Genomic DNA, 13558 nt, shown 5'->3' with positions numbered 1-13558 from the left:
CGTGGTCGCAATCGAGTCGGGTCATCGCTGTGTCCTTCTGGTCAAGGGTCGTAGGGTCGCGTCGGACCGCTCGGGTGTTGTGATGGATGGGACGGGCGCTGCTCGTCCGGGGCCTCGAGCCCTACCTCGCACCGGCCCCATTGACGTTCGGGACCGGCGAGGCATCGACCGGTGGCGCCACGGCGGTGGGGGACGCGGCCGCGGCGCTCTCGTGGGCTAGGAAAGAACCGAGTTCGGCGATCGTGCTCATCAGCGGCGCGGGGAACACGACGGTGGTGTTCTTGTCGACGCCCAGCTCCACGAGGCTCTGCAGATTGCGCAGCTGCAGGGCCAGGGGGTGGGCCATCATGATGTCGGAGGCGTCGCCCAGGGCCGCCGCGGCGAGTGACTCGCCTTCGGCATTGATGATCTTGGCTCGCTTCTCGCGCTCGGCCTCGGCCTGTCGAGCCATGGCACGCTTCATGCTCTCGGGCAGCTGGATGTCCTTGAGCTCGACCAAGGTCACCAGCACACCCCATTCGACAGTGGCGACGTCGAGGATGGCGCGAATGTCGAGATTGATCTTGTCGGTCTCGGAGAGCGTCTGATCCAGGGTGTGTTGCCCGACGACCTTGCGCAGCGTCGTCTGGGCGATCTGATCGATGGCGGAGTAGACGTTCTCGATGGCGACCACGGACTTCACGGCGTCGACGACCTTGAAGTAGGCCACTGCCGAGACGTCGACGCTCACGTTGTCCTTGGTGATGATCCCTTGGGACTGGATCGGCATGGTGACGATCCGCAGCGAGACCCGATGGAGGACATCGACGATCGGAATGATGAGGCGAAACCCGGGTGAGCGTTCTCCGATCACCCGCCCGAAGCGGAAGAGAACGCCGTTCTCGTACTGCTTCACGATGCGTACTGCCAGGGCGAGCGTCAGCAACCCCAGCGCGATGACGACGATGACGAGGACGATGAGAGCTTTCATGGTGGACTTTCCCTAGGAGGCCGGAGCCGCCCGCGACACGATGTCGCGGCCGTATGCGGGCGCGGTGGCGTGCGTGATGAGGACACGCTCAGGTGGAGGGGGTGCCGCAAGCGGCGGCGCCCCGTTGTCGCGAGGCGGCGCGACCGCATGCGGCTCAGACACCGGGTTCGTGCCCGGCGCAGCATTCGGTCGGAACTGGCGCGGCGGGGCGTTCATGGTGCTCCTGACAGGCAGGTAGTCACCGGTGTGTGCGGCGCGGAGCTGTTGCTCTGGGTCCAGCGGCGGACGGCTGAACTGGTACCGAACTGGCTGAGGCTCTCAGCAACTCCTACACTACACCCCGTTCCCGGCGACGCGATGCGATGCGCACAGACGACGCGGTACGGCCACGGTAGACATGGGGTTGTCGGCGCGGGCAGGAGTCAACGACTGGCCGAGTCGGGTGGGTGCAGGCCCGCGACCACCATGGCCGCCGCTGCCGGCAGACCGGTGCCCGCGTGGATGGCTCGGGTCGCGAGGTCGCGCTCGGCCTGTTCCGGTGTTGCGCCCTCCTCGATCAGCACGCCGAGCGCTTGGTTGATCGTCGAGATCGCTTCCAGGAGGGTCGGCTCGGTGTGACCCGAGGCCGGCATGGGGTGGTCGTCTAGGCGGAAGTCGGTGAGGGGCCGCCCGGTGAGACAGGCCAGATCCGCGGCGAGGTCGATGAGGGCGCCTGGGGTAGCGGCGTAGAAGACGAGGGTGACCGAGGCCGGCGACGTCGTCTCATCGACTGCGCCACTCCCTTCCGCGGCCACCGTCAGCGGTACCCATAGGGAGGTTCGGACGTCCCCGGACTCGACGCCTTCGTCGAGCACAGTGAAGTCGAACGTCGCTTCGAACGCGGTGATCGCGACAGACAATCCGAGGTAGGACTGCGCGGCGGTTCGCGCGTCGCCGGTCAAGCGCCTCACCGTTTCGGCCAGATCGACGCCCGGAGCGTCGAGAGCCTGGGTCAGCAGTGCCAGGTCGGCGCCCAGCGCGGCAGAGATGATCATGGGCGGACTGCTCTCCGTGGTGCTCCTGGGAGCACTTGGTCACGAGCATGGACCGAGCGCTGCACATCGCGGCGCGGGGGAGGAGCTGAGGAGACCGCCGGATCCTGGTCCGGCTCTCCTGTCCGCAAGCCTACGGGGCTGTCCTAGGCGCATCGCGCCCCTCATCGGTCTGCGTCGCGGTGGAGCAACGATGTCCTGCCCTGGGTCCCCCTGGGTCAGCCGATGTTCGGGCGGTCGGCGTGCCGCGCACGAGCGCGTCTCACCGCCTCGTCGACGACCTGCTTGGCGACGTCGGCGAGCTTGGTGTGTTCGGACTGGCTGAGCCTGCGCAGCGTGGCGAACGCCTCGTCCGCTGTGCCGCCGGTGCGGCCGCGCAGCAGCCCGATGGCCTGATCGATGACGGGCCGGGTGGACAGCGCGGTCTGCAGCTGGGTCGTCAGTTCGAGGGCGCGGGCCAGAACCTGTGCGTTGTGGACCGCGACCGCAGCCGGCGCGGCGAACAACTCACCCAGCTCGGCGGCATGGTCGTCGAAAACATCCTTGCCGCGGGCGTAGACGTTGATCGCCCCGACAACCTGGCCGGGGAGCAGCAACGGCAGCGACAGCGCACTGTGAATGCCGAGCCGGCCCACCCGCGGGCCGAACCTGGGCCACATCTTCTCGCCGCCCAGCGATCCCGAGCGCACGGTCCGCGCCTCCAGCGCTGCGGTGATGCAAGGGCCTTCGTTAAGCGTCACGTATTGGATCTGGTCGATCTCGGAGACGAACGGGTGACTTGCCGCGAGCGCCTCGACACGGTGATCCGGCCGATCCACCCGCAGTAGCGTCACACCCGCGCCGTCGGCGCCGGGAATCGCGTGCGCTGCGTACATCGCCACGCGCTCGAGCAGCTCCGCCAGCCCCAAGGTCGCGGCCACCAGGCGACCCAAGTCGCTGAGACTGGCCTGGAGATCCGCAGCATCCGCAGCCGCCTGCTGCGAGGACATGGGCGCAAGCGTCATACCTGCATTCTCAGCGTTCTCCAGCTCGCCCATTCCCGCCCTCGTCTGCTGCAAGGCCCGCTCGACAAGCCGCCCAGCGATCCACCTGCGGCGGCGGCCGACCCGCGGTCCAACTCACTGTAGCCTCACCCCCCCCCCCCCCCTCGTCACATCTGGATGCTGAACTGCCCGAGGGGCTGCGCGACCTGGCCTGCTCTCGCGTGCCGCCGGTCCGCGCGTGGGGCTCGGTTGGCGCGTGTAGTGTCGAGTGTGCTGAGAACCACAGCCAGTTCGGAGCAGTTCAGCCGCCCTCGCCGCTGAACTCGTTGGGCCTACGCTCGCCGCCGTACGTCGTCCTCGGATGGGACCCCGCGGGCGAGGACCCCCTCGCCGGGCGAAGAATGCCCTCGAACATGAGCAATCGGCAGCCAGAGTTCGCCTGCGGCCAGCCGGACGTCGCCAGCGGCACGACCGACGAACTGGTCACCCGGCCGAGCACGGAGGCGCGGTCGTGACGAGTGGCGCGTCGGTCCGGTCGCGCACATCGTCGGCGTCGCTCGACGTCGGTGCCGCTTCGCATGTCTCTACGGCCGAGGTGCTGGAAGGTCTCGCCGTCAGTGACCTGAACGGCCTGTCGAGCACCGCGGTGAGCGAACGGCGGGACCGGTGGGGACCCAACGCGGTGTCCTCTCACCATGCTCGGTTCGGGCCGGTGCTGTGGCATCAGCTCCGATCCCCGTTGCTTGCATTGCTCCTGACCGCAGCGCTCGCGTCCTACTTCGTCGGTGAGAAGAGCGACGCCGCCATCATCGGGGTGATCGTGGCGCTGTCAGTCGGTCTCGGGTTCGTCAACGAGTACCGCGCCGAGAGGGCGGCCGAGGCGCTCCACGACCAGATCCGTCACGAGTGCGTCGTCACGCGGGACGGGAGGCCTGCCACGGTGGATGCTACCGAGCTCGTTCCGGGAGACCTCGTGGACCTTCGTCTGGGAGACGTCGTGCCAGCCGACATCCGGCTGATCGCCGCGACCGGGCTCGCCTGTGACGAGTCGCTGCTGACCGGGGAATCGCTGCCGGTGGACAAGAACACCGAAGCAGTGCTGGCCGGGGCGGCGTTGGCGGAGCTGACGGGCTGCGCCCTGATGGGGACTGTCGTGAACTCTGGTAGGGGACGCGGTGTCGTCGTCTCGACCGGTGCCCGCACCGAGTTCGGCAAGATCGCGGCCGGCCTGTCCACCCACCAGCTCGACACCGAATTCCAGATCGGGCTGCGTAAGTTCTCGATGCTGCTGGTCTACGTGGCCGGAGCATTGACCACGTCGATCTTCGTAGTCAACGTGGTGTTGAACAAGCCGATCATGGATGCGCTGCTGTTCTCCCTGGCGATCGCCGTCGGCATCACCCCTCAACTGCTGCCTGCGGTGGTCTCCAGCAGCCTCGCCGCCGGATCGCGGCGGATGAGCAGGCACAAGGTCCTGGTCAAACGCTTGGTCTGCATCGAGGACCTCGGCAACGTCGACGTGCTGTTCACCGACAAGACCGGCACTTTGACGGCGGGCCTCATCGACTACAGCCGCGCCGTTCCCGCCCACGGCGCATCGAACGGCCGCGAGGCACAGGCCTTGCTCATGTGGGGGTTGGTCGCGACCGAGAACATCGCGGTCGACGGTACGGCGGTCGGCGGTAACCCCTTGGACCGAGCACTGTGGGCCTCGCCCGAGGTGGCCGCTCAACTCGCTGCTGCCGCCGCCTATCACCGGGTAGGCGTTCTGCCCTTCGATCACGAGCGCAATATGGTGTCCGTCCTCGTCCAAGGCAGCGACCAGCGTTTGACGCTGGTGACGAAAGGCGCGCCGGAAGCCGTGCTAGAACGCTGTATCGACGTGCCCGCGTCAGCCCGGACCGCTCTGGCGTCCGAGTTCGGCGCCGGGAACCGGGTCATCGCCGTCGCCACCCGCTCCGTCTTCGCCGACCGCCCACCCGCGGCCGCCGACGAACGGGAGCTGGACCTGATCGGTTTCCTGGTGTTCCTCGACCCGCCCAAGCTGGACGCGGCCGAAGCGCTCGAGAGGCTGGCCGCGCTGGGCATCGCCGTCAAGGTCGTCACCGGGGACAACCCTGCGGTGGCGGTCAAGGTATGCCACGATCTCGGTCTCTCCGGCGATGTGGCGCTGACCGGTGCAGACCTCGGAGCCCTCGATGATGTCACCCTGGCCCAGGCCATCGCAGGCACCACGGTGTTCGCGCGGGTCAGCCCCGAGGACAAGGCCCGCATCGTCCGGATCCAGCGTCAGTCCGGCGGCGCGGTCGCGTTCCTCGGCGACGGCGTCAACGACGCCCTGGCCCTCCACGCAGCCGACGTCGGCATCTCCGTCGACTCGGCCACCGACGTCGCCAAGGACGCGGCCGACGTCATCCTGCTCGAGAAGGACCTCGACGTACTCGCCGACGGCGTCGCCGAAGGAAGAAGGATCTTCGCCAACACCATCAAGTACGTGCTGATGGGAACCTCGAGCAACTTCGGCAACATGTTCTCAGCCGCCGGCGCTTCTCTCTTCTTGTCGTTCCTGCCGATGCTGCCGAGCCAGATCCTGCTCAACAACCTCCTCTACGACTCCAGCCAGCTGGCGATCTCCTCCGACCGTGTCGACGAGGAACAGTTGCGGCAGCCCTCTCACTGGGACCTCGCGTTCATCCGCCGCTTCATGATCTTCTTCGGCCCGCTCAGCTCCGTGTTCGACTTCGTCACCTTCGGCGTGATGCTGTGGATCTTCCACGCTGGGGCCGTGGAGTTCCGCTCGGGCTGGTTCGTCGAGTCGCTGGCCACCCAGACGCTTGTCATCTTCGCGATCCGTACCCGGCGTATCCCGTTCTTCCGCAGTCACCCCAGCCTGCCGTTGGCCGGTGCCGCCGTCGGCGTCGTCGCGATAGGCACCGCGCTGCCGCTGACGCCACTGGCTCACGCGCTCGGGTTCAGACCGCTGCCGACGGCGTTCTTCGCGGCATTGGCCGCGATGGTGGTCGGCTACCTCGTCCTCATCGAGGTCGGCAAGCACATCTTCTACCGGGCGACGTCCGGCCACCCCCGGCCGCGACGTCGCTACACCATGGAGCGTGCGCTGCGACACCGTGCGGCCCGCTTCAGCACCGGCGACCTGCTCAACCCCGCTGGCAGCTTCCCTCGTCACGGTCGTCGAAACGCCGATCGGCGTGATCCCACACCAGGAGGGACCCCATGACAGATCCGAGCCGCCTCGACCGTCACGAACTGGAGTTGCTGGATGCGTACTGGCGAGCCGCCAACTACCTGTCCGTCGGCCAGATCTACCTGATGGACAACCCGCTGCTGCGCGAACCGTTGCTGGCTGAGCACATCAAGCCCCGCCTGCTCGGCCACTGGGGCACGACGCCTGGGCTCAACCTGATGTACGTCCACATGAACCGCGCGATCAGGGAACGCGACCTGAGCGTGCTCTACGTGACCGGCCCTGGGCCGGTGGACCGGGACTGGTCGCGAACGCGTACCTCGACGGCACCTACAGCGAGGTCTCCTCGGCGGTCGGACAGGACGTGGCAGGCATGCGAGCGTTGTTCCGCCAGTTCTCGTTTCCCGGTGGCATCCCCAGCCACCTCGCGCCGGGGACGCCTGGCTCGATCCACGAGGGCGGTGAGCTCGGGTACGCCTTGGTCCACGCCTACGGGGCCGTCTTCGACAACCCCGACCTGCTCGCCTTGTGCATGATCGGGGACGGGGAGGCCGAGACCGGTCCGCTGGCCGCGAGCTGGCACTCCAACAAGTTCCTCAACCCGGTCCTCGACGGTGCTGTCCTGCCGGTGCTGCACTTGAACCGGTACAAGATCGCTAACCCGACGGTGCTGGCCCGCATCCCCGAGACGGAGCTGGCCGAGTTGATGCGGGGCTACGGCTATGCGCCCCACTTCGTCGGTGGCGACGACCCGTTCACCGTCCACGAGGAGCTCGCCGTAACCCTCGACACGGTGCTGGACGAGATCGCTCGCATCCAACACAACGCCCGCACCGGAGCGAATGCCGAACGGCCGACCTGGCCGATGATCGTGCTCCGGACTCCCAAGGGTGGACCGGTCCCACGATCGCGGATGGGCTTCCGGTCGAGGGCACGTGGCGCTCACACCAGGTGCCGTTGGTCGAGGTCCGAACCAACCTCGAGCACCTGGCCCAGCTCGAGGGCTGGATGCGAAGCTACCGACCCGATGAGCTGTTCGACCTTGCGGGTCGTCTCATCCCCGAGTTGCAGGCGCTCGCGCCGGCCGCTGAGCATCGCATGAGCGCCAACCCACATGCGAACGGCGGTCTGCTGGTGCGTGACCTGGTCATGCCCGACCTCCACCACAGTGCGGTGCCGGTTGTGCACCCGGCGACCGGCACGAGCGAAGCGACCCGCGTCCTAGGGACCTTCCTGCGGGAGGTCATCGCTGCTAACCCCGCCACCTTCCGGCTGATGGGGCCCGACGAGACCGTCTCGAACCGGCTCACCGCGGTCTTCGACGGCACCGATCGTGCCTGGGACGCCGAGCGGATGGACACCGACGACCACCTCGCGCCTGACGGCAGGGTGATGGAGGTGCTCTCCGAGCATCTGTGCCAGGGCTGGCTCGAAGGCTATCTGCTGACCGGGAGGCATGGTCTGTTCAACTGCTACGAGGCGTTCATCCACATCATCGACTCGATGTTCAACCAGCACGCCAAGTCGCTCAAGATGACCCCTCAGATCCCGTGGCGCGCACCGATCGCATCGCTGAACTATCTGCTGTCGTCCCATGTCTGACGTCAGGACAACAACGGCTTTTCCCACCAGGTTCCCGGCTTCATCGACCACCTCATCAACAAGAAGTCCGAGATCGTGCGGCTGTACCTCCCCCCGGACGCCAACACGCTGCTTTCGGTCGCCGACCACTGCTTGCGCACCCGCAACTACGTCAACCTGATCATCGCGGGAAAGCAGCCAGCTCTCACCTACTTGACGATCGAGGAGGCGATCGCCCACTGCACTCGTGGTCTGGGTATCTGGCCGTGGGCCAGCAACGACAGCGGCAACAACGGCAGCGGCGAGGGTGGCGGCCTCGGGGAGGACCCCGACGTCGTGCTCGCCTGCGCAGGCGACATCCCGACCCTGGAGGCACTCGCGGCCGCCCACTTGCTCCGAACTCACCTCCCGAACTTGAAGGTCCGCGTCATCAACGTCGTTGACCTCATGCGGCTGGAGCCGGACACGGAGCATCCACACGGACTCTCCGACCGCGACTACGACGCCCTGTTCACCCCGGACAAGCCGGTGATCTTCGCCTTCCACGGCTACCCGTCGGTCATCCACCGCCTGACGTACAGCCGCCACAACCACGACAACCTGCACGTGCGCGGCTACCAGGAGGAAGGCACCACCACCACGCCGTTCGACATGGTCATGCTCAACGGCCTCGACCGCTTCCATCTGGTCATGGACGTCATCGACCGACCCCCCCCCCCCCCCCCCCCCGGCTCGGCAGCCATGCCGCAACGCTGCGCCAGCGGATGTCCGACGCCCGTCTGGCGGCACGCGCCTACACCCGTGAGCATGGCGAGGACGACCCAGCCATCTCGCAATGGACCTGGCCGACGCAAACGCGAACGGAGTAGGTGGTGCGGATCCTTGTGGTCAACGCCGGGTCCTCCAGCCTGAAGCTGCGCCTGCTCGACGAGCACGATGTTCTCGAGCAGAGTGCCGATCTGGTCGTCGGACCGGCCGGGATCGACTCGGCGGCCCTCGGACATGCCATCGCGGCCTGGCCGCGGCCCGGCGTCGTGGGTCACCGCATCGTCCATGGCGGTAGCCGTTTCACCAGCGCCGCCCTGCTCAACGCCGTGGTCCGCCAGCAGTTGGAGGACCTCGTCGATCTTGCGCCCTTGCATCAGCCGAGGTCCCTGGCCGCACTCGACGAGGTCACCGCGGTGCTCCCCTCCGCGCCGGCCGTCGCGTGCTTCGACACCGCCTTCCATGCCACCATGGGCCCGAGGCCACGACGTATGCGGTACCGCGCGAATGGCGGGAGATGTACGGGATCCGGCGCTACGGATTCCATGGGCTCTCCCACGCCTACTCCTCGCGTCGGGCCGCCCAGATCGTCGCCCGCACGCCGGTCGGCCTCCGGGTGGTGACATGCCACCTTGGGGCAGGTGCCTCGTTGGCGGCAGTGGTGGACGGCAAGTGCGTCGACACCACGATGGGCTTCACCCCGCTTGAGGGCCTGGTCATGGCGACCAGATCCGGGAATGTTGACCCGGGCCTCCTGCTCTGGCTCGAAGAACATGAACATCTCACCGCCCGCGAGATCGCGGTCGCGTTGGAGGAGCGCTCGAGCCTGCTCGCACTCGCCGGCACAGCGGACATGCGCGAGGTGGAAACGGCGGCTGCTCGGCAGGAACCGGATGCGATGCTCGCCCTGGATGTCTACACGCACCATCTCGTAACAGGCATCGCCGCCATGACCGCTGCAGCAGGCGGCATCGACGTCCTCACCTTCTCAGGTGGCGTCGGCGAGCACTCCGCCGGGATCAGGCGGCGAGCGGCCGCCGGACTCGGATTCCTCGGCGTCGAGGTCGACGCTGCGCGCAACCTCGCGGCGGGTCTCGACGCCGACATCGGCACGCACGACGCCCTAGTCCGCACGCTCGTCGTCGCCGCGCGAGAGGACGTGCAGATTGCGGAGGACGTCAGGCGGCTGCTCGCAGGATCGCTACCTGCCGGCGCTACCACCGCGAGCCGCGATTGAGGCAGCAGCCTCGGTTCGCGTCGGTGGCGCCCTGCATCTGGAGGCCCGCGCCTTTGCGGAGGTGGTTATTCGAGTAGCGATGGAGTAGTTGCTCATGCTCGGCACGTGGGCAGGCGGAGCTACTGAAAGGGTCCGTCGGCGCCTGGATGTGCACCTGCGTGGGGCGGCGGGTGGATGCATCGCCCTAGCCCAGTAGGGTCAAACTCCGCATGAATCTCCACATGGAGTTGGTTGGAGGCCATTGTGAATGCCGCGTTTTCTCCAGTTCCTGCAGGTCAGGAGCCGAGTGGCCCTCCAGCAAGACCGGCCGCCGTTCTATGGGACATGGACGGAACCCTCGTCGACACCGAGCCGTATTGGATCGCCACCGAGTACGCGCTCGCCGAGGAGTACGGCGGGGAGTGGAGCGAGGCGGACGCGGCCCATCTGGTCGGGAGCGACCTGCTGGTGTCTGGCGCCTACATCAAGCAGAAGCTCGGCATGCCGCACACGCCCGAGGAGGTCGTCGAGCTGCTGCTCGACGGGGTCTGCGCGCGCCTCGACGCCGACGTGCCGTGGCGACCGGGTGCCAAGGAGCTGCTGGCCGACCTCGTCGCCCACGACATCCCGTGCGCGCTGGTGACGATGTCGTGGCAGCGCTTCGTCGCGCCGATCCTGGCGCACCTGCCGGCCGAGTCCTTCAAGGTCATCGTCACCGGCGAGCAGGTCGCCAACGGCAAGCCGCACCCGGAGCCGTACGAGACCGCTGCCGCGGCGCTGGGCGTCGACCCGTACGACTGCGTGGCGATCGAGGACAGCCCGACCGGTGCGACCTCGGCCGACGCGGCGGGCTGCACCGTCCTGGTGGTGCCCAACCACGTACCGGTTTCGTTGCGGGCCGGGTGGATCGAGCGCGATTCCCTCACCGGACTCGACGCGGCAGGTGTGAAATCGTTGTCATTTCGAGACCGCCCGGAAATCGATCCCGTCTAGCCGGAGCCCCTCACCCTGGGTATCTTCCGGCGAAACAGGTACCAATCAGGGCACCTGGGAAGCGGAGTGAATCGGATGAAGAAGCGCATGCGCAGCGCCATCGCGATCGCCGGCGCGGGTGCTCTCGTACTCGCGATCAGCGCCTGTGGTGGCAACGACAACGGCAGCGGGGGAGGCGCCTCGGGAGGCGGCTGGATCCTCGGCACCACCGACACCGTCACGGCGCTCGACCCGGCCGGGTCCTACGACCTCGGGTCCTCGACGCTCGAGTACAACCTGTACCAGACCCTGCTCACGGTCCCCGCGAACTCGACGAACATCGTCGGCGACGCCGCGCAGAAGTGCGAGTACGGCGACCCGAAGACGCTCACCTGCACGCTCAAGCCGGGCCTGAAGTTCTCCAACGGCGACGCGCTGACGTCCTCGGACGTGAAGTACAGCTTCGAGCGCGCGATCAAGATCCAGGACCCGAACGGCGCCGCGATCTACCTGCTCGGCTCCATCACCAAGACCGACGACAAGTCCGGCGTGGTCACCCTCGACGACAACGCGATCGAGACCCCGGACGACAACACGGTGATCTTCCACCTCAACAAGCCCGACACCACGTTCCAGTACGTCCTGACGTACCCCGGTGCCGCGGCGATCGTCGACGAGGACGTCTTCCCCGCCGACACCAAGCTGGCCGACGAGAAGGTCATCGGCTCGGGCCCGTACAAACTGGCGCAGTACAAGGCCAAGGACCAGGCGGTCCTGGAGAAGAACACCGACTACACCGGGGACAACACCGGCGGCGCGTCGCAGGTCTTCATCAAGTACTACTCCGACAACACCGCGCTCAAGCTCGCCGCCCAGAACGGCGAGGTCGACGTCGCCTGGCGCAGCCTGAGCCCGACCGACATCAGCGCCCTCAAGAGCGACTCCAAGCTCACCGTCGCCACCGGCAAGGGCTCCGAGATCCGCTACTGGACCTGGCGCGTGGACAAGGGCATCGGCCAGAACGCCGCCGTGCGCCAGGCCGCGGCCCAGCTCATCGACCGCGACAAGATCGCCAGCGCGGCCTACGACGACACCGTCTCCCCGCTGTACAGCGTGGTCCCGCCGGGCTACGCCGGCCAGAAGGACAGCTTCAAGGAGGCGTACGGGACGCCCGACGTCGCCAAGGCCAAGCAGATCCTGAGCAAGGCCGGGGTGAAGACCCCCGTCGCGCTGACGCTCGGCTGGACCCCGACCCACTACGGTCCGGCGTCCGAGGACGAGATGAACGAGCTCAAGCGCCAGCTCGAGGCCAGCGGCCTGTTCAAGGTCACGCCGAAGAGCACCGAGTGGGAGCAGTACCAGACCCTCTACAAGCAGGGCGCGTACGACCTGTGGATGCTCGGCTGGTTCCCGGACTACCCGGACGCCGACGACTACCTGTCGCCGTTCCTCGTCAACGGCGGCTTCTTCCAGAACGGCTACAAGAACGCCGAGGTCAACAAGCTCGTCGCCCAGGAGCAGGGCACCAGCGACCAGGGCCAGCGTGAGCAGATCGAGGGCCAGCTCCAGGACATCGCCGCTCGCGACGTCCCGCTGATCCCGAGCTGGGTCGGCCAGAACACCGCGGTGTACGGCAAGGGCATGAGCGGGGTCGAGTCGACCCTCGACCCGTCGTTCATCTTCCGGCTCTGGCTGGTCACCAAGAAGTAGCACCGACCCTGCGAGCGTGGGGAGCGACCGGTGGTCGCTCCCCACGTCCCGCGTAACCCACGTCCTTGCCTCTTCACGGGCTCTGAGAGGAACACGGTGGCTGGAACCGGCAGCGGATCACTGCCCCGCTACATCGCACAACGCGTCCTGCTCGTCATCCCGATGATCTGGGTGATCCTCACCCTCGTCTTCGTGGTGCTGCGGGTCGCACCCGGCGACCCGATCTCGGCAGCGGTCGGCGGCAAGCTCGACGCCGACGCGCTCGCCCAGCGCCGCGAGGCGCTCGGGCTGAACCGGCCGATGATCGCGCAGTACTGGGACTACCTGTCCTCGGTCGCGCATCTCGACTTCGGCACCACCTTCAGCGACAACCAGCCGGTGCTGCGCGTCATCCGCGACAACGGCGGCGCCACCCTCAGCCTCACGATGGCGGCCTTCGCCATCGCGCTGCTGGTCGGCATCCCGCTCGGCCTGGTGGCCGGGCGCTACCGCGACAGCATCGGCGACGTCGTCATCCGGCTCTTCGGCATCCTCACCTACGCCGCACCGATCTTCTTCGTCGGCTTCCTGCTGCAGGTGTACGTCGCGCAGCCGCTGGGCCTGCCCACCGGTGGCGCCTCCAGCCCGATGACCGCGTTCCTGGTCACGCCGCGCACCCATATCCTGCTCATCGACGTCTTCCTCAGCGGCAACAGCGACGCGATCCTCGACGTCCTCAAGCACCTGCTGCTGCCGGCCGTGACCCTGGGCCTGCTGATCTGCGGCGTCTTCATCCGACTGGTCCGGGTCAACATCCTGCAGACCATGCAGGCCGACTACGTCGAGGCCGCCGAGGCGCGCGGGATCTCGCGCGGCAAGGTCACCCGTCACCACGCGCTGCGCAACGCACTGGTCCCGGTCGTGACCGTGATCGGCCTGCAGTTCGCGATGCTGCTCGGCGGCGCGGTGCTCACCGAGTCGACGTTCAACTGGCCCGGACTGGGCCAGAAGCTGGTCGACTACATCAACGAGCGCGACTACGGCGCCGTCCAGGGCATCGTCACCATCTTCGCGATCGCCGTCGTGGTGGTCAGCGTGGTGGTCGACGTCGTCAACGCGCTCATCGACCCGAGGGTGAGGTACTGA

8 protein-coding genes and 2 pseudogenes are annotated in these 13558 nt (G+C 67.5%); 7 read left to right on the top strand and 3 right to left on the bottom strand.

The window, feature by feature from the left end; all coding sequences use genetic code 11:
• Positions 1–121: 121 nt before the first annotated feature.
• From KSO98_RS13015 to KSO98_RS13005, 3 genes are all read right to left on the bottom strand, one after another.
• Positions 122–970: a slipin family protein gene (locus tag KSO98_RS13015; RefSeq protein ID WP_225286040.1), complete on the bottom strand. Its 849-nt coding sequence runs from the start codon at positions 968–970 to the stop codon at positions 122–124.
• 422 nt (positions 971–1392) lie between these two features.
• Positions 1393–2004, bottom strand: coding sequence for a hypothetical protein (locus KSO98_RS13010; protein ID WP_225286039.1), 612 nt, complete (start codon positions 2002–2004; stop codon positions 1393–1395).
• 215 nt (positions 2005–2219) lie between these two features.
• Complete coding sequence (locus KSO98_RS13005) at positions 2220–3005, bottom strand: GAF and ANTAR domain-containing protein (RefSeq protein WP_225286038.1); 786 nt, start codon at positions 3003–3005, stop codon at positions 2220–2222.
• A 490-nt stretch (positions 3006–3495) separates the two neighbouring features.
• Between KSO98_RS13005 and mgtA the strand changes: the two genes are divergently transcribed.
• From mgtA to KSO98_RS12970, 7 genes and pseudogenes are all read left to right on the top strand, one after another.
• Positions 3496–6222, top strand: coding sequence for a magnesium-translocating P-type ATPase (mgtA, locus tag KSO98_RS13000; protein WP_225286037.1), 2727 nt, complete (start codon positions 3496–3498; stop codon positions 6220–6222).
• Positions 6219–7869: pseudogene (locus KSO98_RS19065) on the top strand (phosphoketolase); the annotation flags it as partial. The gene mgtA and the pseudogene KSO98_RS19065, both read left to right, overlap by 4 nt.
• A complete protein-coding gene (locus tag KSO98_RS12990) occupies positions 7867–8682 on the top strand; it encodes a phosphoketolase family protein (protein WP_308012767.1) in 816 nt (271 codons plus the stop codon). The pseudogene KSO98_RS19065 and the gene KSO98_RS12990, both read left to right, overlap by 3 nt.
• Positions 8640–9772: pseudogene (locus tag KSO98_RS19060) on the top strand (acetate/propionate family kinase). Before KSO98_RS12990 ends, KSO98_RS19060 begins: the two are co-directional and overlap by 43 nt.
• Positions 9773–10015: 243 nt before the next feature.
• Positions 10016–10744, top strand: coding sequence for an HAD family hydrolase (locus KSO98_RS12980; RefSeq protein WP_308012764.1), 729 nt, complete (start codon positions 10016–10018; stop codon positions 10742–10744).
• 75 nt (positions 10745–10819) lie between these two features.
• Positions 10820–12433 carry an ABC transporter substrate-binding protein gene (locus tag KSO98_RS12975; protein ID WP_225286035.1) on the top strand — a complete coding sequence of 538 codons (1614 nt, stop codon included), beginning with the start codon at positions 10820–10822 and terminating at the stop codon, positions 12431–12433.
• Between the two features lie 96 nt (positions 12434–12529).
• A complete protein-coding gene (locus KSO98_RS12970) occupies positions 12530–13558 on the top strand; it encodes an ABC transporter permease (RefSeq protein ID WP_225286034.1) in 1029 nt (342 codons plus the stop codon).

This window comes from Nocardioides nematodiphilus (assembly GCF_020216525.1).
GTDB lineage: Bacteria > Actinomycetota > Actinomycetes > Propionibacteriales > Nocardioidaceae > Nocardioides > Nocardioides nematodiphilus.
The sequence above is the reverse complement of the archived record's forward strand: the minus strand, read 5'-3'. Positions and strand labels throughout refer to the sequence as shown.